This window comes from Stenotrophomonas sp. STK17_22, from assembly GCF_051983905.1.
Taxonomy (GTDB): domain Bacteria; phylum Pseudomonadota; class Gammaproteobacteria; order Xanthomonadales; family Xanthomonadaceae; genus Stenotrophomonas; species Stenotrophomonas maltophilia_A.
Genome location: NZ_CP197010.1, coordinates 2,646,920 through 2,666,287 on the forward strand (window position 1 = coordinate 2,646,920; position 19,368 = coordinate 2,666,287).

At 64.1% G+C, this 19,368-nt stretch carries 22 protein-coding genes; 8 read left to right on the forward strand and 14 right to left on the reverse strand.

Annotation, left to right across the window (positions count from 1 at the left end):
- Positions 1-664: 664 nt before the first annotated feature.
- Together ACSYS9_RS12335 and ACSYS9_RS12340 are read left to right on the forward strand one after the other, a co-directional pair.
- Positions 665-1,210 carry a hypothetical protein gene (locus tag ACSYS9_RS12335; protein WP_126412179.1) on the forward strand — a complete coding sequence of 182 codons (546 nt, stop codon included), beginning with the start codon at positions 665-667 and terminating at the stop codon, positions 1,208-1,210.
- A 509-nt stretch (positions 1,211-1,719) separates the two neighbouring features.
- Positions 1,720-1,965 (forward strand): hypothetical protein, encoded by a 246-nt coding sequence (locus ACSYS9_RS12340; RefSeq protein ID WP_177179475.1) that lies wholly within the window; start codon positions 1,720-1,722, stop codon positions 1,963-1,965.
- Positions 1,966-1,989: 24 nt separating this feature from the next.
- Here ACSYS9_RS12340 and ACSYS9_RS12345 read toward each other — a convergent pair whose 3' ends face one another.
- Positions 1,990-2,973 (reverse strand): hypothetical protein, encoded by a 984-nt coding sequence (locus ACSYS9_RS12345; RefSeq protein WP_071227352.1) that lies wholly within the window; start codon positions 2,971-2,973, stop codon positions 1,990-1,992.
- A 96-nt stretch (positions 2,974-3,069) separates the two neighbouring features.
- Entirely contained in the window at positions 3,070-3,375 is a 306-nt protein-coding gene (locus tag ACSYS9_RS12350; protein ID WP_071227351.1) for a hypothetical protein, read from the reverse strand.
- A 105-nt stretch (positions 3,376-3,480) separates the two neighbouring features.
- Between ACSYS9_RS12350 and ACSYS9_RS12355 the strand changes: the two genes are divergently transcribed.
- The gene (locus tag ACSYS9_RS12355) at positions 3,481-4,152 is read left to right on the forward strand and encodes a hypothetical protein (protein WP_071227350.1); all 672 of its coding nucleotides are present in this window, start codon (positions 3,481-3,483) and stop codon (positions 4,150-4,152) included.
- Between the two features lie 788 nt (positions 4,153-4,940).
- Here ACSYS9_RS12355 and ACSYS9_RS12360 read toward each other — a convergent pair.
- Positions 4,941-5,708: a DUF1353 domain-containing protein gene (locus tag ACSYS9_RS12360; RefSeq protein ID WP_071227349.1), complete on the reverse strand. Its 768-nt coding sequence runs from the start codon at positions 5,706-5,708 to the stop codon at positions 4,941-4,943.
- A gap of 322 nt (positions 5,709-6,030) precedes the next feature.
- Between ACSYS9_RS12360 and ACSYS9_RS12365 the strand changes: the two genes are divergently transcribed.
- From ACSYS9_RS12365 to ACSYS9_RS12375, 3 genes are all read left to right on the forward strand, one after another.
- Positions 6,031-6,786, forward strand: coding sequence for a tetratricopeptide repeat protein (locus ACSYS9_RS12365; protein WP_071227348.1), 756 nt, complete (start codon positions 6,031-6,033; stop codon positions 6,784-6,786).
- Positions 6,787-7,245: 459 nt separating this feature from the next.
- Entirely contained in the window at positions 7,246-7,602 is a 357-nt protein-coding gene (locus tag ACSYS9_RS12370) for a hypothetical protein (RefSeq protein WP_071227347.1), read from the forward strand.
- Between the two features lie 81 nt (positions 7,603-7,683).
- The gene (locus tag ACSYS9_RS12375) at positions 7,684-8,073 is read left to right on the forward strand and encodes a hypothetical protein (RefSeq protein WP_256200870.1); all 390 of its coding nucleotides are present in this window, start codon (positions 7,684-7,686) and stop codon (positions 8,071-8,073) included.
- 17 nt (positions 8,074-8,090) lie between these two features.
- On the opposite strand, the gene ACSYS9_RS12380 is transcribed toward ACSYS9_RS12375, so the two are convergent.
- The 11 genes from ACSYS9_RS12380 to ACSYS9_RS12430 all read right to left on the reverse strand — a co-directional run bounded on the left by ACSYS9_RS12380 (position 8,091) and on the right by ACSYS9_RS12430 (position 18,275).
- Positions 8,091-8,822 (reverse strand): hypothetical protein, encoded by a 732-nt coding sequence (locus ACSYS9_RS12380; RefSeq protein WP_071227345.1) that lies wholly within the window; start codon positions 8,820-8,822, stop codon positions 8,091-8,093.
- A gap of 54 nt (positions 8,823-8,876) precedes the next feature.
- Positions 8,877-9,503, reverse strand: a complete 627-nt coding sequence (locus ACSYS9_RS12385) for a nucleotidyltransferase family protein (RefSeq protein WP_071227344.1) — start codon at positions 9,501-9,503, stop codon at positions 8,877-8,879.
- Positions 9,479-10,519, reverse strand: coding sequence for an XdhC family protein (locus ACSYS9_RS12390; RefSeq protein ID WP_071227343.1), 1,041 nt, complete (start codon positions 10,517-10,519; stop codon positions 9,479-9,481). Before ACSYS9_RS12390 ends, ACSYS9_RS12385 begins: the two co-directional genes overlap by 25 nt.
- 9 nt (positions 10,520-10,528) lie before the next feature.
- Positions 10,529-12,733 carry an aldehyde oxidoreductase molybdenum-binding subunit PaoC gene (paoC, locus tag ACSYS9_RS12395; RefSeq protein WP_071227342.1) on the reverse strand — a complete coding sequence of 735 codons (2,205 nt, stop codon included), beginning with the start codon at positions 12,731-12,733 and terminating at the stop codon, positions 10,529-10,531.
- On the reverse strand, positions 12,733-13,683 hold the full coding sequence (locus ACSYS9_RS12400; protein WP_071227341.1) for an FAD binding domain-containing protein: 951 nt from the start codon (positions 13,681-13,683) through the stop codon (positions 12,733-12,735). The genes paoC and ACSYS9_RS12400 overlap by 1 nt, the downstream gene beginning before the upstream one ends.
- The gene (paoA, locus tag ACSYS9_RS12405) at positions 13,680-14,327 is read right to left on the reverse strand and encodes an aldehyde dehydrogenase iron-sulfur subunit PaoA (protein WP_071227340.1); all 648 of its coding nucleotides are present in this window, start codon (positions 14,325-14,327) and stop codon (positions 13,680-13,682) included. The genes ACSYS9_RS12400 and paoA overlap by 4 nt, the downstream gene beginning before the upstream one ends.
- Before the next feature lie 479 nt (positions 14,328-14,806).
- Positions 14,807-15,007 carry an IS110 family transposase gene (locus tag ACSYS9_RS12410; protein ID WP_134951230.1) on the reverse strand — a complete coding sequence of 67 codons (201 nt, stop codon included), beginning with the start codon at positions 15,005-15,007 and terminating at the stop codon, positions 14,807-14,809.
- Positions 15,008-15,504: 497 nt separating this feature from the next.
- Complete coding sequence (locus ACSYS9_RS12415; protein WP_071228232.1) at positions 15,505-16,020, reverse strand: OsmC family protein; 516 nt, start codon at positions 16,018-16,020, stop codon at positions 15,505-15,507.
- Positions 16,021-16,042: 22 nt separating this feature from the next.
- A complete protein-coding gene (locus ACSYS9_RS12420; protein WP_071228233.1) occupies positions 16,043-16,810 on the reverse strand; it encodes an SDR family oxidoreductase in 768 nt (255 codons plus the stop codon).
- A gap of 128 nt (positions 16,811-16,938) precedes the next feature.
- Positions 16,939-17,970 (reverse strand): LysR family transcriptional regulator, encoded by a 1,032-nt coding sequence (locus ACSYS9_RS12425; RefSeq protein ID WP_071228234.1) that lies wholly within the window; start codon positions 17,968-17,970, stop codon positions 16,939-16,941.
- Positions 17,967-18,275 carry a sigma factor-like helix-turn-helix DNA-binding protein gene (locus tag ACSYS9_RS12430; RefSeq protein WP_071228235.1) on the reverse strand — a complete coding sequence of 103 codons (309 nt, stop codon included), beginning with the start codon at positions 18,273-18,275 and terminating at the stop codon, positions 17,967-17,969. Before ACSYS9_RS12430 ends, ACSYS9_RS12425 begins: the two co-directional genes overlap by 4 nt.
- 89 nt (positions 18,276-18,364) lie before the next feature.
- Here ACSYS9_RS12430 and ACSYS9_RS12435 point away from each other — a divergent pair, with 89 nt between their 5' ends.
- Both ACSYS9_RS12435 and ACSYS9_RS12440 read left to right on the forward strand, forming a co-directional pair.
- The gene (locus tag ACSYS9_RS12435) at positions 18,365-18,844 is read left to right on the forward strand and encodes a carboxymuconolactone decarboxylase family protein (RefSeq protein WP_071228236.1); all 480 of its coding nucleotides are present in this window, start codon (positions 18,365-18,367) and stop codon (positions 18,842-18,844) included.
- Positions 18,845-18,899: 55 nt separating this feature from the next.
- The gene (locus ACSYS9_RS12440; RefSeq protein WP_071228237.1) at positions 18,900-19,304 is read left to right on the forward strand and encodes a cupin domain-containing protein; all 405 of its coding nucleotides are present in this window, start codon (positions 18,900-18,902) and stop codon (positions 19,302-19,304) included.
- Positions 19,305-19,368 lie beyond the last annotated feature (64 nt).

Sequence of the window (19,368 nt, forward strand, 5' to 3'; positions counted from 1 at the left end):
CATGCTCCGCCCTTTGCTTCTGCCGGGCCGGGTGCAGGATACTTTTGCGTCAGCCATCGAAGTCCGTGACGTCACAACGAAGAATCTATGGAATCCGGCCGCGTGGCTTCCAGTTCAATCACTTCGACTTCTCGCGGGTAGTGAGCTTCCATATATGCGGTGCCCCGCATGCGCACTTCACGGCTACCATTGTTCACTATTTCTCCTTCCTTCCATCTCTGCGTGCCCTTGGCATGGCGAGAAGCTCATCAGCCACTGCGAGGCATGCGGAAGGACGCTGGGCACCAGTTTTGACCACTCCGGTGGTCTCGGGACTTGTACTTGTGGATTTCAGCCAATCGACGCCCACACAGCGCTACTGGACGTCAGGCAATTTCCCGCTCGTGAAGTGTCGCAGTGGGTGGATGACTACCTTCATTGGGCATCACGCCAGCGGGCAGGCCGAGTGATTCACTTCCCCAGTGATGCGCAAAGCTGGCCTTCAGCTCTGGCGCGCCTGATTGATAGAACGACTCCTATGCCGCCCGTCCACCAGGACGATGGCAATGCTCACGTAAGGTATGAGGCTTTCCAGCCATCCGCTGACGATCCGGAGCCAGGGGCGTTCTGGGGCTGGGCAATGATTGGCGGCAACTCGGGCCTCATGTGCGCTCCGCTCCCATTGATGGCCTACGATGCTTTGACGCGGGCCACTGCAGCGGCATGCGCCAGGGTCGGACTTGAAGGCCTATCTGTCCTGAGCTTCCGCTCAACGCACTACGACACCCAAGGACCCACTGAGGTAGAGCGGCACGAGTCGTTCCTAGCTCCCTATGGTGTTTCTGCCAGCGGCGCGACTTGGCTCAATCTCTCGGTTGTCGACCCGATGGTAACGTTAGCGTGCGGCACAGCGCTGGAGCTGGCCGCTGCGGCCTTTGGTATCGCGAACGACAAGCCGGATAGGTCCCCTTCCGTAATCGTCGCTTCGGTATTGGACAGCATTAAGGGAAGATCCGCCTTGGTCGACGCGCTTGTGTGGGTTCTGGCAACCGCTTATGAGGAAGGCTTGGCGTTGACGCTTGCAAGGGTGTTCAAGCTGAATCCGAAGGATGTACTGCCTTCAGGTGGGTATCCGGTCATCGAGCTTCAGGGTTCCGCCCGTTCCTTGAGAGAAGTCCGGGTCGCCTGGGTGACACCTCGAAAAACAGCTAGAATCCAGCAGAAATCCTAAGGCAGGCAGTTCTTAGCAATTTTTGCCATCATTGGGGCAACGGCACTGTCTCGTGCCGGACTGCGAACGGCAGTAGCCTTCATGCGAGTACGCAACACAAGGGGAGGCTTTGCCGCCGCGTGGGCTAATTGGCAATTCTAATGAACCCCCGGCAGTCGTGGGCGTGTTTTATGGGCTTCCGGAACTGTTGGGCGTTATTTATGTACTTCTGGAAATGCCGGGCGTCTTTGGTGAACTTCCGGGAATATCGGGCATCTTTGGTGGACTTCCGGAAATATCGGGCATCTTTGGTGGACGGAAGCTGCCAGGAAGAGGCTAAGCTCACCCCATCCATATCTTCTAAAATCAATGCGTTAGAGGCCGGGCGTTTTCGGTGCGGCAGACATCTGGCTTGGCTCTTGCCTCCCTGTTGGTTCCCCCGACAAGGATGAGCCGGCCCTTGGGTCGGTTTCGGATTCCAAGCTGGGCACATGTTCACCTCTGAGGGTCACCAGTTGGAGCCTTGCGACATGACCTGGTGGTCCCTGACCTGCAACATCGCGCGGGAATGGCGACTGATGATGGCGGAGGCGGCTCCCCGGACCTTGGTTGCACGGAAAGCCTCGACCACGTCGAAATCCAGCGTAATCTGCCTAGCCGAAGCGCTCAAAATTCGCCGAGAACGACGGTTCGGCATGCGTGATCCCGGCCCCGACGCCGAGGTGTCCAATGTGGTCTACTTGAGCCGTGGGCCGAGGCCGCGCCAGCGCGTGTGAAGCGCTTCCGTAGGGGCGTCGCCCCTACACTGCCCTGCTCGCTCCGGTCCAGCCTTCTGACAGAAGCACCTCAATTCCGTTGGGGGAAATTCTGAATCCTTTGGAATCCCCTTCCGAGTTCGTTGCCTCCCAAGTGGCCAAGTGCGCATCAGCGAGCAAGTCAAATATGTATCGCGCGAACCCGATTGAGATTCCAGCTTCCTTGTTGTAGTCAGAGGGAAAGACAAGATATTCCGACTCGGCCAGCTTCTGCAGTGCACGACGCATGGCGTGATAGACGCGGGAATCTGGATGTGGCCAAGTGAAATTACTGGGGGGGCTTGGTTTTTCCTCGGAGGACCATTCGTCAAACAGCCCTTCTTGGCTGCGCTGGCTGGATGCGGAGTCTATTTGACTCTGGAGCTCTTCGATCTTTCCATTGGCAATTGCCAGTTCGTGCTCCAGGTTGAACATCTCCGCTGCATCAAATGCAGCGAGTCTTCCTTCTGGATCCGAGGCGACTCGCGCTTCGGCCAGCTCTTGGACAGCCTTCTCGGCTCTGTCCGCAAGTAGCTTGATTTGATCCTCCTGACTCTCGATGTTCGCTGTAAGTTTTGAGATTTCCGCCCGGTGGGCTATTTGGCGCTGAGCGTATTGCTCGCGCAGCCTTTGCGAGTCGCCGACCGTAAGGACGTCTTCATTCTCGACCTTCCTCTTCGTTTCAGTCGTCCGCCGCCTTTCCTTAAGCGTATGTTCGTAGACAAGTCTGGCTGGACGTGGGTACAAGAACAAATAGATGAGCGCGGTCGCCAGGGGAGCGGCAAATCCCTGGATGGCTGTCGCCGTCCAGTCAGGAAATATTATTGCTCGTACAAGGTGCAATTTTCGAACTACATGCTCATCTGAAAGAATAATTAGGATGAATTTGTAGTTCCAAATGCACCATGACAAAACAAAAGCTCCAGTCAAAGGGCTTGCCACTCTATCCAAGAAGTACTCCCTGGCGCTCTTGATGACTTCGTCCAACATCTGCCCCTCCCCCTGCCCAGTAACAGTCCTTTATCGGTGAGCGGATTGTAGTTGATGGGCCGCGCGTAGAGGGGGGGGTGTGACGCATCACGATAATTAGAAGGTGGCCGGATATGGTGGCATCTCGGGGAACGTGCCCAGCGGGCGCTTACCAACTGCAATCAGGGTGCTCCCGTTCGCCGCGGCGGTGGTCGGCTGTGTCTCGCTCCCGCTCGTCACAGGCGCCCCCGCCGCAGCCCTGATGCGCTCTGTGGTCGAATCGGAGTGTTCGCCGAACGGATCAACGGGCCAGGTGGTCGCGATGATCTCATGGCCCTTCGCTGACAGCAGTACGCCGAACTCCGTCCGTTTGACGGACCAACCCAAGGCCCAAAGCTGCTCAGTGGTGAAGCGGTCAAGCACCTGGCCACCACCCTGCGCACGGAATTCAACGATATCGCGATGCCCATACCACCCGGTCGGTCATGCCAGAATTCCCATCCTCAAAGGAGCGACTCGGGAGGGGGAATGAAGACGGAGCTGCATAAAGTGTCCACAACGGCGCTGTGCGCAATTGTTGTGTTTGCTTTCTCTATCGGTGCAGTCTGCGCCGGCTGGGCAACCGGCATCTTTAGTACCAAAGGAAACGCGGCGGATTGGCTCGCAGCCCTCTGCGGAGCGGTAGCTGCGCTTGGTACTTGGGCGATCGGAATCGGTGCCAACAACTATGCCCGCGAGGCACATCTTCAAAGAGTGGCCGAGCGAGCTGCCCAGGATAAGCAGGAGCGCGATGCGTTGCGGCGACGCTACAGCGTCATGAAGCTGAAGCTCATAGGACTGACATACGAGCACGACGCATTCTGCGCCACCAATGATGCTGCGTCGTTTGATGATTTGAACCGATTTACTATCGAAGCAAGGAGCGTGGCGCTGTTGCATCGTCTCGGTAGCGCCGGATTCGCTCCCGAAGAATTTGTCCTCCTGGAGGAAGATGCCAGAAGAAGCTACAAAATTGTCGAGCTTCAAACCCAGCTCGTAGCTCAGCTTATTGATATGGCAATTAAGGACGAGGGCGACACCTTTGTGGTATTTGTCCGCAGTGCTGCGGAAGATCTCAAGAGGCTGGCAGTCGTCGCTGAGGACTGCCTCACGCTCGTTGACGCGGACATGGATGCTGCGCTCGCACTGGATCCGCGGTGATGTCACTTGCACCTTCCCCCCTCCTAGCTCCAGAAGAACCCGCCAGCGGCCTCGTGGGGGGGGCGGTGACGGGAATGTTCAAGGCCAATGAACATCAGGTGCATGCATTTTCCCCTTGAACACAGCCTGTCAAGGGGCATGAACATGCAGGGCATCAATTCCTCGCAGCAGCTCTTGGCGTAGGCCGCTCAGCGATCAGCAACTACAGGCATGCGAGGGCCCTGCCCGACCCTGTGGTGTGTGCAACCATCGCTGGGTTGAGCGGAATTCCGTTAGCGCGTGTTCTGGCGATCCGCCGAATCGACGGTGGCTGGGAGAACCTGCCCGGCTCCCGTTGCGGTGACCTGCTATCGAGCAACGTACAGTGCTTCGCAGGGAAGCCCTATCGGCAGATGGCGGCAGCCGGCGGCTGGGTGTTTTCGCCGCGCGACCGCTGCCCGTGATGCGTCAGGTTAATCAGAAGCTCGGCGGGTAGGGCTTGGATTCTGGGAACGTGCCCATCGTGCGCGCGCTCACCTAGGCGCACGATGGCGCCCCCGCTGCATGCCGCCATGACCGCGCCCGCGCCGCCGCCGCTTCCACTCGCTACGCTCGCAGAATCAGCGGCAGCACGGTCACTGTCCAGGCGGTACAACGTTGGCTCTTCCTCGCGCCGGGGTGCTTCCCTCGGCCACGCGGCCACGCCGTGGCGAACGTCTCGAACGAACTCACTGTGAGCCGAACCTCGCACCGAATTGACCTGGCCGGCCCGGGGGCCGGTTTCGGACTCCTAGGGCCTTTTATCGAGCCTATTCAAAGGTCAATGATTCGATATCGTCAAGGCTGCGATCGTTTTTCACGTACTCCTTAATCTTTTCTAGGTCTTCAGCGCTGGCCGAAGACGCTGGAGCTGCCGTCGCAAAAAATTGAACGGAGTCGGAGGACGCGAGGAGCTTCTTCAGTGTGGCCCCATCAAGATCCATCACATCCCGGGCAGAATATGAAACAAGGATGGACTTGGAAGTGCCGCCCTTCAGGCTACCCAGCATGTCCGAGTTCCCAGGCAGGGTGAACTTTACCTCGGAGGTTCGGTCTGGAAGCCCAAGCTGCTCTGATTTATCCGCAAGCTCATGCCTAACGGCGGCGACATCTTTGGATTTTATCGGAACTGATACATTCCAGCGTGGTCCGAAATGGTACACGGCGGCATACATGACTCTAGCCTTGTAAGGGTCGACCTTGCTCGCAAGCATCGCCTCATAGAAGACGCGATGCACCTCCTTCCACGGCATGCTGCGGCTAACACAGTAGACATCGTGGATGATGGACGCGTTTCGATAGTCGCCATCGAGCGGACCGCCTATGACACTCCAGAACATGCGCGGAATTGACGCTCCATCTGCAATAGAGCCCTTTGGAGCGTGCCACTTTCGGCCTGCATCATCGGTATAGATGACATCGCTAGCCAGTTCGATCATGCCGCCGGGCAGGAGATTCACTGTAATCGGCTTGGTGAAATTCCCCGCACTCACACCACCTGAAGCAACCATCAAAAGCGCTAGAGCGATCTTCTTCATGGTTCCATCCTCGATCTCAGGAAATGGGCTTCATTGCCTTGTCCCGGGCAGGCCTTAACCCAGGCGCTACTGAGTCTGAATCAGGATCTGTGGATATTCCATATCCCCCTGTGGTTTGCCGATAGATGGTAGCGCGAGTCCGTAGCCGGCGGCGTGGTCTCTGCCGATGATGAGGATCTTGGCTCCAGGGGCAAGGATCTTGGTCGCCCCCGCCGGATTCAATCATATTAACGTGACGGGTCACGCCCGATCACCCCACCCCATTGGCGCCCCACCCCTCCCCCACTATAGTTCCAGCCCCCACAAGGACGAGGCGGCACACATGCCCTATATCGGAATCGGACTTCACGTACTGGCGGCCATCTACTTCGCGGTGCACGCCATCCGCTCGGGCCAGAGCCTCTATTGGCTCATCCTGCTCTTCTCGTTCCCGCTGCTCGGCAGCGTCGTCTACTTCCTCGCGATCTATTTCCCGGAAGTCCGCCACTCACGCGGCGCCCGGCAGGTCGTCCGTTCCGCCAAGCAGCTCATGGACCCGGGCCAGGACCTGCGCAACGCTCGCGCCGAGCTGGCGCGCACGCCTACCGTGCAGAACCGTGTTCGCCTGGGCATGACGCTGCTCGATTCCGGCCAAGCCGAGGAAGCCAGAACCCTGCTCGAGCAGGCGGCAAGCTCGCCACTGGGCGACGACCCCTACATCCTGACCGGCCTTGCCCGTGCCCGCCTGGAGTCCGGCCACGCCGCACTTGCAGTCGGGACGCTGGACGGCCTGTTTGCCCGCCATCCGGATGTGCGCCGCAAGCCAGAACAGACCCTGCTCTATGCGCAGACATTGGCAGCCACCCAGTCGCCCGACGCCCGCGCCGCGTTCGAGCGCGCTGTTGAATGCGGAAACGATGCGGCGGCCCGCTGCCTCTACGCCGAGTGGCTGATGGCGCAACCGCAGCCCGCCGATCGTGAGCAGGCCCGTAGCCTGTTCGCCAGCATCATCGACGATGCCCAGCACTGGTCGCGCCACGCGCGCAGCCACAATGCCGCCTGGCTGGAGCGGACCAAGGCCGCGTTGAAGGGCTACTGACGCCTGGCGGCCTTTGGCAATCCTGTCGCATCCGCCTCGCTCATGATCCCTGCGTGCGGATGCCGACAGTCCGCAGGCCTGCACTACCGACATCGCCGATAGCATTGCAGCGCAAGGCTCCAGCCTCATTGCGCCGCATGCAACGATTCTGAAAATGTTGAAAGTGGTGTCGGCATCGGCCTTACTGCATTGGCATCACGCATGACCGCGCGTATTCCTTTTCGTGCCACCAATACATCGGTGGCCGGGGCTCGAAATCCCGGTAACGCGACTGTAGTTTGCGCTTGCCAGCCGGCACCACGCCTTGTGGTGCCGGCTGGCAATCCGTCGGCCGGCTATGGCGGGCGGTGCGTGGGGGCCTTGTGCCCACCGGGCCTAGTCGCGTACCGGATTTCGAGCCACGCATCGTCCGCCACCTTTATCGGTGGCGGCTTCTGCACGCACGCAAGGAGCCCAGCCATGAACCAGCCCCACTCCCCTGCCCCGCACCCGATCCACGACGCGCCTGCCAACGGTCCTGCGCTGGATCCGAACACGCTCATCGCCCTGCTGCACAGCATCGGCTCCGGCGCCGCGTCCGATGGCCAGCCCTGGCCTGAGCGCCATCAGATGCCTGGGCGGCGCATTGCTCTGGCAGACACCGATTGCTCCTTGGCCGGCCTTCGTGTGGTGCTGGAAATCCTGTTGGCCGCACAGCGTGCCCGCGAGAACGGCGAGTTGGAGCAATACGTCGGCCCGCGCGTCATGGAAGGGCTGATCATGGCTGGGTTGGGACTCACGGCGCATGCCATCGATCGGGTGCGCCCGGAGGGCTGAGTGGCTTGCTGCCGCTGGGCGGCCACAGCGCTGCTCCTCACGGCAGTGGTCGCGGCACAACCTTGGTGGTCGGCGCCGCCTGTGCCCGAGGCGCTCGCGTTCCAGAGCATCACCGACAATCGCTTTTCACAGCTGCGCCGCCAAGCGGTGCAGTTCGTGGAGGCTCGGCCTCGGCAGGGCTTCCAGTTCGTTGAACGGCAACGGGATGTCTCTTTCCAGATTCGCTGCAACGGCGTTCCGGTGCTCTTGCTGGAGAGGCGCTCGCGACATCTGCTGTTGCGTGTCTCACTGGACGCGGAGCAGCGGGCGCCCGCCGTTGTGCAGTTGCGGGCGCTCCTCCAATGGCAGTTGGAGCCATTGGATCATCTGGAACAGGTGCTGGCTGGTGTGCCAGAGCCTGTTCTGATGGACCGGATGCTGCAGGTTCTCGCTGGCGATGTGCCTGAGGGCGCGCGATGTGGCGTGCCGTAGTCGAGCGTGGTTCGACTCTACAGAGCCGCGGGCTGCGGGGGTTCGGGTTCGTGGATGGAGCCTTCGAGCAAGGCGACGTAGGTGTCCAGGCGGATGCGCATGCTGATCAGCATCCAGCCCAACAGGTACAGAAGCACCATGGCGAGGATCAACAACCCGCCGACCAGGCTGACGTCGAAGGCGCCTGCCCAGTCGCCCCATTTCCATCCCCGGAACTGCAAATAGAACGCAATGAGCAGCGGGAATGGCCCAAGGCGTTGCAGACCGCCGTACATCAGGCCCATGCGCTCGATCATGTTGTTGCGCAGCTGACTGACATACTTGAGGCGGCGCTCGCGCTCAATGCGAGGGAAACGGCGAAGCTCGGTAACCACCGCTTGCCAGTGGGCGAAGTCACCGTCCATCTCCTTGGCGTGCGACAGCCGTGGCTGACTGAATTGGCGGATGCCTCTGCGGGCCGCCAGGGCGCCCCCAACAATGAAGCCCCCGATTTCGATTGCCAGGCAGGCAGTAACCACCTGGAGTACTGCGCCAATAGGCAGCCATCGATCCGGAAGCTGAGCAGTAAGTATGCCGATGATCGCCGCACCCATGCCGATGCGAAACGACCAGGTCTCCACCCTGCCCGCCTTACGATAGATGCTATGTTCAACCAGCCCTTGCACCCGCTGGTAGAGCCAGTGGAAGGTCAGTTCCTGGTGCTTCGTCCTGTCCGACGAATCGAATCCGCCCTCTGCCTGCATATCCATTGCGTCCCCCTGCCCGCCGGCGCAGATGCCGGCGCCACCATCGTAGCCGACGACTCACCTCCCGGCATCGATCCAGCCCGCAAGGCGCGCACGCGCGAGATCTTCTGGCGTGTCGATATCCAGGCCCAGCTCCGGCGCTTGAAGGGCATGCACGGCATCGATGGGAAGCTGCCTCAAGCGCGCTCCGAAGCCGCGGTCACCGGTTGCGCCCGCAGCGTTGAACCATGCACGCGGCACTACTGCAGGAACGCCAAGGACGTTTCCGTGACGGGTGCCAGCGCACTCTGACGCCGAAGCGCGGGCACCCAAAAGCAACGCCTGCAGATGAGCATGCTCGATCGCGGGCTGGTCGCATGCCACGACCATCACGGCAGCCACCGCGGGCAGCAGGTGTGTGCCAGCAACCTGCAGGCTGCTGGCCAGGCCGCGTTCCCAGTGGTGGTTGGTTACCGGGGTGGCATCCAGCCCGGCAATGCTGGATGTGACGGCCTGTGCGTTCGCGCCCACCACGACCAGCACCTGCACTGGCGCGAGCTCCAGCGCCAGCCGAACCACGCGATGCACCAGGGTCTCGCCCTGCCGGGTTAGCAGCTGCTTGGGTTGGCCAAGCCGGGTGCTGCCGCCCGCAGCAAGCACCACGACCGCATGCGCGGACGTCACCTGCCGGCCGTGCTGCGCCATTGCTGCAGCTGTGCGGCGATGCTGAGCGCGATCGCCTCTGGCCCTCGGCCGCCGATGTTAAGGCCGACCGGTGATCGAAGTCTGGAAGACAGGCGGTGGCGCTGATCCAGCGTCAGCAGCTTGAACAGGTCCTCACGCCTTCGCCGCGGACCCAGAAGTCCAATGAAGGCAACCTCGGTATCGACCAGGGCCACCAGCGCCTCGCGGTCCAGCTCGAAATCGTGGTGCATCACCAGCACCGCGTCGCACGGGTCGGCATGGAGGGCCTCGGCCGGGCTCACCTGGAGCTGTGCATCCGCGCCCTGCCCCGCTGAGGACCAGCGCGCTCGTCGTTCGGCTACGCTGACCCGCCATCCCAGTCCCCGCAGCAACGGAACCAGGAAGGGCGTTTCGGGACCGCCGCCCAACACCAGGGCCCGTGGAAGCCGGGGCAATGGCAAACGCCACGCTGCTTCTCCAAAGGGCTGCGCCCCGTCCATCGGGTTCAGCTGCCATGCCTGCTCGCGATGGCCGGCGCGGAAAACGATCTGCCCCGACGTGCGAAGGTCGCGCTGGAGTGACACGCCGTCGCGCAGCCAAGCCTCGATCACGGCGTCGATACCGGTCATGGCGCGCAACGGCAGAAGTGCAATCCGAAGCCGGCCGCGGCAGCCGAGCGCGGACCCACTCAACAGGTCGTCGTCACTGCGGGTGTCAATCTCGATCCAGTCGACCTGCCCTGCCGCGCTCACCTGCTCCGCGCGTCGCGCGAGCTCGGGCTCCAGGCATCCGCCGCTCAGCCAGCCGACCTGGCTGCCGTTGCAGAACAGCACCATGTCGCCGGCACCGGCGTAGGTGGAGCCATCGGTTTCCAGCACCAGCGCGAGCACGGCGTGCTCCCCTGCGCGCAGCCGCGTCACGGCCGCTTCGAGCACGCCGCGCGGGCTGCCTTCGGTGAGGAAGCCCGGCGCTGCGGACAGCTCCCCTCCGCTGATCGCGGGGGCCTCCAGAGTGGGCCAGGCCACGGGTCGGTCCATGCGCAAGGGTCAGCCCACGTCGGGCAAGCCGGGCAACAGCTTGTCCAGGGTGATGGGATAGTTGCGCACGCGCACACCGGTGGCGTTGTAGATCGCATTGGCGATCGCGGCGCCAACCCCGCAGATGCCCAGTTCACCCACACCCTTGGCCTTCATCGGCGAGATCACCGGGTCCAGCGTGTCGAGGAAGACCACTTCCTGGTGCGGAATGTCGGCGTGTACGGGAACCTCGTAGCCCGCAAGGTCGTGGTTGACGAACAAACCAAGCCGCTTGTCGACCACCAGCTCCTCCATCAGGGTCGCGCCCGCACCCATCACCATCCCGCCGATGACCTGGCTGCGTGCAGACAGCGGATTGAGGATCCGGCCGCCATCGCATACGGCAAGCATCCTGCGGATGCGCGTCTCTCCGGTGTAGGCATGCACGGCGACCTCGCAGAAATGCGCTGCATAGGTGCCGACGTCGTAGCCCTGCTTGAAGTTGCCGAAGGCAATGCCGTCCTCTGCCGAAAGCGTCCCCGCTTCGGCCAGGTCGATGGTCCGCGCACCCGCCTGGATACGGCCATTGGCGAAGTTTGCGGTGTCGCCGTCGAAGCCCAGTTTCTCGCCCACCTTGCGGCGCAGGCTGACGCACGCCGCGTATACGCCTGCGGTGGAGCTTGCCGCGCCCCACTGGCCGCCGGAACCGGCGGAGGCCGGATGGCGGGAGTCGCCGAGGGTCACCTGGACCTGGTCCAGCGGCACGCCCATCGTCTCGGCCGCGGTCTGCGCGATGATCGTGTAGGAGCCGGTGCCGATGTCGGTCATGTCGGTTTCCACGATCACCCCACCCTGGCCGTCAAGCCGCACTCGCGCCGCCGACTTCATCGTCGGTGCGCCGCGATAGCCCGCAGACACGCCCATCCCGACCAGCCAGTGCCCTTCCCTTACCTGCGCCGGCTTGGCGTTGCGTTTGTTCCAGTTGAAGCGTTCCGCGCCCTCGCGCAGGCAGCGCACCAGGTTGCGGTCGGAGAACTTCTTGGACGGATCACCGGGCACGACCTCGGGCTCGTTGAGGATGCGGAACGCGATCGGGTCGAGGCCCAGCTTCTCGGCCATTTCGTCCATCGCCACTTCCAGCGCCATGTGGCCCGGTGCTTCGCCCGGCGCGCGCATCGCATTACCTTCGGGCATGTCGAGCGTGGCGATGTAGTTGGCCACCAGGCGGTTGGCGCCTGCATAGAGCTTGGGCGTCTGCAGGGTGCCGTTCTCGCCGTCCTCGCCGTTGATATTGCCCGACCAGTTCTCATGGGCGATGGCGGAGATCGTGCCGTCTTTCGCGCAACCGATCCGGACGCGTTGGATGGTCGCGTGCCGGTGCGTGGTGTTGTTGGGCATCAACGGGCGTTGCAGCGCGATCTTCACCGGCCGCCCGACCTGCTTGGCGGCCAGTGCGGCCAGCACTGCATCGGCGCGGATGAACAGCTTGCCGCCGAAGCCGCCGCCGATATAGGGCGAGTCCACACGCACCTTGTCGGGATCGATGCCGAGGATCGCAGCGATGCCCTGTTTGGCCCAGTCGATCATCTGGTTCGAGGTCCACAGCGTGAGCTTGTCGCCTTCCCAGGTGGCGATGGTGGCGTGCGGCTCCATCATCGAATGACTTTCGTCGGCTGTGTGGTAGGTCGCGTCGAGCTTGACCGCGGCGCCTGCGTAGGCGCTGTCGAAATCTCCCAGCGCCTGCCGGTCGGGCTTGCCACCGCGCCCCTTTGCCAGCGGCGCGGACGGCGCAAGCGCTGGGAAATCGAAGCGCCCCTTGCCGCGCTCGTAACGGGTGCGGATCAACGCCGCAGCGGCGCGGGCCTGCTCGAAGGTCTCGGCCACCACGCAGGCAATGGCCTGGTGGTAATGGGCGACCTCGGGCCCGCCGAACAGTGGCGCATTGTTCCAGTTGGATGTGCCGACCGGTTTGGTCTCCGGTGCGGTGATGACCGCCAGTACGCCGGGGGCGGCACGTGCACGGGAGGCATCCATCGACATGATGCGCCCCTTGCCGATGCCCGCGCCGACGATGTAGCCGTAGGCCTGGTTCGGCGCCACGTCATGGCGCTCGTAGGCATAGGGGGCGGTGCCGGTGGTCTTGCGTGGGCCGTCGATGCGCGGCGTCGACTTGCCGACCACCTTGGCCTTGTCGAACAGGTTGTCACCGGCGGGGGCGTTGAATTCGAGGGGCATCAGCGCTCTCCTTCGGCCAGAACGGCTGCGAGGGTGCGCTCGGCAAGCGCGATCTTGAACGCGTTCTCCTGCGTTGGACGGGCACCGGCGAACACCTGCCGGGTCGCGGCCTTGACGCCGTCGCGCAGCAGGGGTTCGGCTGCTTCGATGCGCCACGGCTTCGGCGCGACCCCGCCGAACGCGAATCGCGCCGAGCCGTCACGCTGCACGACCGCGGCGACCGACACCAGTGCGAACGCATAGGACGCGCGGTCACGTACCTTGTGGTACACGTGCCGGCCGCCCAGCGGTTCCGGCAGCGTGACGTGGGTGATCAGCTCACCGCGCTGCAGCACGTTGTCCTGCTGTGGCGTGTCGCCCGGGGAACGATGGAACTCGGCAATTGGAATGCTGCGTGTGCTGCCATCGGCCTTGATGGTCTGGATCGATGCGTCCAGCACACGCAAGGCCACCGCCATGTCGCCCGGATAGGTCGCGATGCAGCTGTCCGAGGTGCCGATCACGCCCATCTGCCGGGAGAACCCCTCGAGCGCGCCGCAGCCGGATCCGGGCAGGCGCTTGTTGCAGGGCAGATGGGGGTCGTAGAAGTACGGGCAGCGCGTGCGCTGCAGCAGGTTGCCGCCGGTGGTGGCCTTGTTGCGCAGCTGCCCGGACGCGCCTGCCACGATTGCGCGGGTCAGCACACCGTAGTCGCGGCGCACGCGCTCATGCGAGGCCAGCGCGGTATTGGTGACCAGCGTGCCGATGCGCAGGCCGCCGCCGTCCGTGGGTTCGATCCTGTCCAGGCCGATGTCCTGCACGTCGACCAGGTGCACGGGCGTCTCGACCTCCAGCTTCATCAGGTCGAGCAGGTTGGTTCCTCCCGCCAGGAACTTCGCGCCCTCGGTCCCGGCGACGGCCCTGGCGGCCTCGGCCGGGGACTTCGCGCGCTCGTAACTGAAGACTTTCATGAGCGCTCCCTTCCAGAGGTAACGCCAGCGACCTCTTGCATCGCCTCGGCAATGTTGGAATACGCGCCGCAGCGGCACAGGTTGCCGCTCATGCGTTCACGCATTTCCATGTTGGTGGCCTGGGGCCGTGCGCTGACATCGGCCTGCGCATGGCTGGGGACGCCGCGCTTGATCTCGTCCAGTACCGCCACCGCCGAACAGATCTGCCCCGGCGTGCAGTACCCGCACTGGTAGCCGTCATGTTTGATGAAGGCGGCCTGCATCGGATGCAGGTCATCCGGGGTTCCGAGGCCTTCGATGGTAGTGATGGTATCGCCTTGGTGCTGCACCGCCAGGCTGAGGCAGGCATTGATGCGCTCACCGTTGACCAGCACGGTACAGGCGCCGCACTGACCGTGGTCGCAGCCCTTCTTGGTGCCGGTCAGTTTCAGATGTTCGCGCAGGGCGTCGAGCAGCGTGGTCCGCGTGTCCAGCTCGAGCTCACGATGCGTGCCGTTGACCGTCAACGCCACCGTGCTGATGACCGGCGGCCTGGGCGGCGGGGACGCCGCCAGTTCGGCGGCAAGCGATGATGCCCCCGGTGCGGCGGACATCGCCATGGTCGTGGCGCCGCCGGCGATCACCTGGCGACGCGTCAACTTCATTCCTTCGTCCCAACTTGGCACAGTGACCTCCTGGCGTTCGGGGAAACCCCGTGGCTGGATGGACGCGCTCAGACTACCCAAGGGGCACTATGCCCGTCTGGGTAGTACAGATCTGTGAAGCCTGTCCATGGCGTGCCGATATCGACGGCCGAGCCTGCTGGCCGGTCATCTTCAGCGCCGCCTCTGGCAAACGTGGGCCTGGTGGACAGCGTATTGATGCCCAGGTAAAGCCGCCCAGACAGGCCCAAAGCGCGCCGTGGGCTGGTCTGCGGAACTGCGCCATGCGGCGCTCGGATACGGTGCTGCGTCGGTGGTCAGCAAGCGCTGTGGTCCGGGCGAGCTGCCACGGCCGTGCACGATGCTGGACTCATTGCCGTGTGGATCGGCTGCGGGAAGACGCCAGAAGGATGAGCAGTAGCAGGCCAACGCCCCCAGGGTCAGGCCCATGGCAGGCAATAGTCGAGATCCTATGTTCGTGGTCAAGCCTGCTGGAAGCAGGCTTGACCCACCTTCAGCATGGCCGGATCGAAGTCCCGGCCGCTTTTGAAGACACCCCAGGCGATCCTGGCCAGCTTTCTGGCCAGGATGTTGAAGACGGCGGTGCTGGGGTGACCGCGTTTTGACAGCTCGTCGTAGAGCGGTTGCCCCCGGCGACACCGCTTGAGCCCCATGGCGGCCATGTAGAGCATCTGGCGCAGCACTGGCGCGCCGATTGATCACATAGACAACGTGGCCTGCCTGGCCAGCCATCCGAGCCAACAACTCGTAGTACCGCCCCGTCGCCTCCATGCCAATCCGGCATCGCTGGGGCAAGGTGTTGAGCCACTGGGCTATGCCGGCCCGGGTGTTGGCGATCCTGTCGCCGGCCTTGCGGTCGGCCACTGCCGGTACGAACTCCTTGGAGTCCACGTCCACGCCAATATCGAGAGAATCAGACATTTGTACGGCTCCCAGCTATCTTTAAGGGGCTGGGGTGGTACCGCACCGACGTTAGCTTGCCTACATCGACGATCCCCTTTGGGGGCCGTACGATCCTTTATCGACGTTCGTGTGCGGGATGGGGATCGCTCGACTCGTCTGTCGGCTAGTATCCGCAGATGCATGCTTGACGGTCCCTCCACCCTGGCTCCTACATACCGCGTAGGAGCCGGGAGGAACATACAAGCATGGCTCGACTCTACAGAGGCGCACCCTGCGAGCCGACCCGAACATGCACCACATGGCTGATGCCACGATGGAACATCTTGGCGTATGGGCAGACGCGTTCGGTATTGCGCACCAGTTCGCCGGCCAGGTCCGCATCCATGCCGGGAAGATGGACCACGATCTCGGCCGACAGCAGGTACAGCCCATCTGCCGGATCACGGGCGAAGGTGACCGCCACTTCGACGCTGGGGTTGTGCAGCAGCAGGCCGGCACGCGCGGCCACCAGTACCATGGCGCCGTGGAAGCAACCGGCGTAGCTTGCGGCCAATAGCTGCTCGGGATTGGAGCCACCGCCGGGCCCGCCGAATTCCGGCGGCAGGCGCAGGTCCACCGCCAGTGCACCGTCGTCCGATCGCACCACGCCGGACGCGCGCCCGTGCTGGGCTTGGCCACCGCTCACCCGCACGCGGCCGGTGTACAGCGGCTGCACGTCGTCGCCCTGGTAGCGGTCCAGCATGGCGGGCGAAGGTGGCTTCAGCTCGATCATTGGCAGGCAATCGATTCGCTGCTCAGGCGGGCTGCCGCTGCAACAGGCCGGACTGCTGCAGCCAGGCTTCGAAGCCGACCTGCCCCAGCCACGCCTTCCCCACCGGCACCAGCGTATCGATCTGCAGCGGCGCACCGAAGTACAGGGCCTCGGCGTCTGCCACGACCTGCCGCGGGTCGCCGGTCTGCTGCAGATACTGCCTGGCCAGATCCGCCATCGCGGCGCGCTGGGGGCCCGCAATTTCCGCGACGCCATTGCGGGGTGGCTGCTGCGCGATGCGTGCCACCGCTTCGGCAACATCCTCAGCGGCAATCGGCTGCACGTCGGCGGCGGGCAAGCGCAGGGTCGCCCCATTGCCGGCGGACTGGATGATGCCCGGCAGGAACTCGAAGAACTGCGTGGAATGGATGATGGTGTACGGCAGGCCCGAATCGCGGATCAGGCGCTCCTGGGCGATCTTGCCGCGGAAGTAGCCGCTGGCCGCAAGCTTGTCGGTGCCTACGACGGAAAGCGCAACGTGGTGGCGTACGCCGGCACGGGCGGCGGCGGTCAGGATGTTGTGACCAGCGGTCACGAAGAACGAAAGCACTGCCGCATCTTCGAACGAGGGCGAGTTGGCGAGGTCCACCACCACGTCGACCCCGTCCATGGCGGCGTCCAGGCCTTCACCGGTCAGCACATCCACGCCGGTGGAGGGCGCGGCCACCACGATGTCATGCCCGGCGGTGCGCAGGCGCTCAACCACCTTGCTGCCGATGCGGCCGGTACCACCGATGACGAGGAATTTCATGACGTGTCTCCTGGAATGTAGAAGGGGCGACCGGCTGTGGCCGGGCATGCTGGAATCGTAGGCAGCGTGGGCGCGGGGCAGTAGGTCCGCGCTGGGGCGCGCACTGTTGCCCGGCACGCACCAATGCTTCAGGCCCAGGCGGGCTGTGCCTCTGGCTTCATGGACGTGGCCTGTTGGCGCGCTTCCCAATGCGAGATCACATCCAGCTCGAGCGCGCGCACCCGCTGCGTGCTGAAGTCGATGAAGGCCCGTACGCGCTTGGGGAGCTGGCGGCGGCTGAGGTAGCACAGGTAGTGGCCGCGATCGAGCGGCGCATGCCGATCCAGGCAGGTCACCACCCTGCCCGCCCACAACGCTTCGCGTACCTGATAGCTGGGCAGTTGGGCGATGCCCAGCCCGTCGATGACCGCCTGCAGCGCGAGGTCGGCATCGTTGAACACCAGTGCGGCCGGGGGTTGCAGGTGCACATCGGTGCCGTCGACCCGGAATTCCCAGGGCTGCATGCGCCCACCCGGCAGGCGCCGCCCGATGCAGGCATGCGTGGACAGCGCATCCACCGACGACGGTAGACCCTGCGCCTGAACGTACGCCGGTGACGCGCACACCACCAGCTGCATCGGCACCAGCTGCTTGGCGATCACCTGGCTGTCTTCCAGCAGGCCGTCGCGGAACGCCACATCGATGCGGTCACCGGCCAGGTCGGGGGCCTGCTCGTCCAGCAGCAGTTCTACCGAGACCTGCGGATACTCGGCGCGGAAGGCGGCCAGCAGTGGGGCGATCACCCGCCGGCCGAAGCCGTGGCTGGCACTGATGCGCAGGTGCCCGCGCGGCGGGCCCTCGCGCAGGTCGCGCATTTCCTCCAGCGCCTGCAGGATGCAGTTCACGCCCGGGTTGCAGCCCTCCAGGAACAGCTCGCCTTCGCGGGTCAGCGTGGTCGAGCGCGTGGTGCGCAGGAACAACCGAACGCCCAGCTGGCTTTCCAGCTTCTGCACGCTGCGGCTGACGGCCGAACGGCCGATGCCAAGGCGGTCGGCCGCGCGCGCGAAACTGCCCTCGGCCGCCACTGCAATGAATGCCAGCACGCCGGCGTAGCTGGTGGAGAAGGATGCATTGAGCGCATCGTGGCCGTCGCTGGCCGGGCTGGGCTGTGCGGTGTTCATGGGCGGCCTGGCTCCAGGCGGGCACGGTGTGCGTGCAGGTGGTTCCGCGCCAGCGCCAGGCGCTGCCTGCATGCGGAAAGGTCGAGCCCCAGCAGGGGCACGATGTCCTCGAACCCAGCGCCCAGCACGTCGTGCAGCAACAGCACCGCACGTGCATCGGGCGGCAATTCACGCAGTGCGGCCAGGAAGGTCTGCCAGACCTGTTCGCTGGCAGGGCGGAATGCGGTGCGCAGGTGCGATGCGGTGTCCATGCCCGGCAGACGGCCGAGCATCGGCCGCTGTGACAGGCCATTGGTGTTTTTCATGCAACAGCGTGCGGCCCGGCCACGGCCTACCGGCAGCGCGGGCGCAGGCCTAGCCTCGCTGTGTCCTTCACTCGCTACAGGAACACGCCATGACCGCACGTCTGGATTACGCCGCGCAATCGCCGGAACTGTTCAAGAAGCTCGGCCTGTACTCGCATGCCGCCCATACCGCCTCGATCGAAGCGGCCATCATCGATCTGGTCAACATCCGTGCATCGCAGCTCAACGGCTGCGGCTTCTGTCTGGACATGCACGTGAAGGAGGCCACCCTGCGCGGCGAGCGCCCACTGCGCTTGCACCACCTGGCGGCATGGCGTGAATCGACGCTGTTCAGCCCGCGCGAGCGCGCCTGCCTGGCCTGGACCGAAGTGCTGACCCAGCTGCCGGCGCAGGGTGTGCCCGACGAGTTGTACGCGCGGGTGCGCGGCCAGCTGTCCGAGCAGGAGATCGTCGACCTGACCCATGCGGTGATGGCGATCAACGCATGGAACCGCGCCAACGTCGCCTTCCGTACCACGCCCGGCATCCTGGACGCGGCCTTTGGCCTGGACAAGGCCGGCCTGGCCTGATCGATCCGCCGCTGCCCCATGCAGCGGCCCTCCCCTACCGCACTGGAGACCTGCCATGCGTCGTTCTGTTCTGGCCCTGCTTGCGCTGCTGCCACTGTGCAGCGCTGCCGCCTCCCCGCCCCCTGCTTCGCCCGAGCCCCTGGTACGCGAGGTGATGACCCGCGCCCTGCCGGAGCAGCCCGGCAAGGAAGCGCTGATCCTTACCGTGGAATACCCGCCGGGTGGCGCCGATCCGGTGCACCGCCACGATGCCCATGGCTTCGTCTATGTCCTGGAAGGACGGATCGTGATGGGCGTGGCCGGCGGCAAGGAAGTCACCCTCGGCCCGGGCGAGGCCTTCCATGAAGGCCCGGCCGATCTGCACACCGTGGGTCGTAACGCCAGCGCTACCGAGCCGGCGAAGTTCGTGGTGTTCCTGATCAAGGACATCGGCAAGCCGGCGGTTCTGCCGCCGCACTGATCGCACGTCCGGCGCTGGCACCAACGACAGGTCCCCGGGTGTCACAATCCGGGGACCTGTCCCG

Coding starts and splice junctions, on each gene's coding strand:
- ACSYS9_RS12390 (WP_071227343.1), bottom strand. CDS start 10,519: ATGGACCGACCCGTGGCCTGGCCCACTCTGGAGGCCCCCGCGATCAGC.
- ACSYS9_RS12365 (WP_071227348.1), top strand. CDS start 6,031: ATGCCCTATATCGGAATCGGACTTCACGTACTGGCGGCCATCTACTTC.
- ACSYS9_RS12425 (WP_071228234.1), bottom strand. CDS start 17,970: ATGAACACCGCACAGCCCAGCCCGGCCAGCGACGGCCACGATGCGCTC.
- ACSYS9_RS12430 (WP_071228235.1), bottom strand. CDS start 18,275: ATGAAAAACACCAATGGCCTGTCACAGCGGCCGATGCTCGGCCGTCTG.
- ACSYS9_RS12340 (WP_177179475.1), top strand. CDS start 1,720: ATGACCTGGTGGTCCCTGACCTGCAACATCGCGCGGGAATGGCGACTG.
- ACSYS9_RS12420 (WP_071228233.1), bottom strand. CDS start 16,810: ATGAAATTCCTCGTCATCGGTGGTACCGGCCGCATCGGCAGCAAGGTG.
- ACSYS9_RS12360 (WP_071227349.1), bottom strand. CDS start 5,708: ATGAAGAAGATCGCTCTAGCGCTTTTGATGGTTGCTTCAGGTGGTGTG.
- ACSYS9_RS12415 (WP_071228232.1), bottom strand. CDS start 16,020: ATGATCGAGCTGAAGCCACCTTCGCCCGCCATGCTGGACCGCTACCAG.
- ACSYS9_RS12435 (WP_071228236.1), top strand. CDS start 18,365: ATGACCGCACGTCTGGATTACGCCGCGCAATCGCCGGAACTGTTCAAG.
- ACSYS9_RS12355 (WP_071227350.1), top strand. CDS start 3,481: ATGAAGACGGAGCTGCATAAAGTGTCCACAACGGCGCTGTGCGCAATT.
- ACSYS9_RS12380 (WP_071227345.1), bottom strand. CDS start 8,822: ATGGATATGCAGGCAGAGGGCGGATTCGATTCGTCGGACAGGACGAAG.
- ACSYS9_RS12335 (WP_126412179.1), top strand. CDS start 665: ATGGCCTACGATGCTTTGACGCGGGCCACTGCAGCGGCATGCGCCAGG.
- ACSYS9_RS12400 (WP_071227341.1), bottom strand. CDS start 13,683: ATGAAAGTCTTCAGTTACGAGCGCGCGAAGTCCCCGGCCGAGGCCGCC.
- ACSYS9_RS12370 (WP_071227347.1), top strand. CDS start 7,246: ATGAACCAGCCCCACTCCCCTGCCCCGCACCCGATCCACGACGCGCCT.
- paoC (WP_071227342.1), bottom strand. CDS start 12,733: ATGCCCCTCGAATTCAACGCCCCCGCCGGTGACAACCTGTTCGACAAG.
- ACSYS9_RS12345 (WP_071227352.1), bottom strand. CDS start 2,973: ATGTTGGACGAAGTCATCAAGAGCGCCAGGGAGTACTTCTTGGATAGA.
- ACSYS9_RS12410 (WP_134951230.1), bottom strand. CDS start 15,007: ATGGCCGCCATGGGGCTCAAGCGGTGTCGCCGGGGGCAACCGCTCTAC.
- ACSYS9_RS12385 (WP_071227344.1), bottom strand. CDS start 9,503: ATGGCGCAGCACGGCCGGCAGGTGACGTCCGCGCATGCGGTCGTGGTG.
- ACSYS9_RS12440 (WP_071228237.1), top strand. CDS start 18,900: ATGCGTCGTTCTGTTCTGGCCCTGCTTGCGCTGCTGCCACTGTGCAGC.
- paoA (WP_071227340.1), bottom strand. CDS start 14,327: ATGAAGTTGACGCGTCGCCAGGTGATCGCCGGCGGCGCCACGACCATG.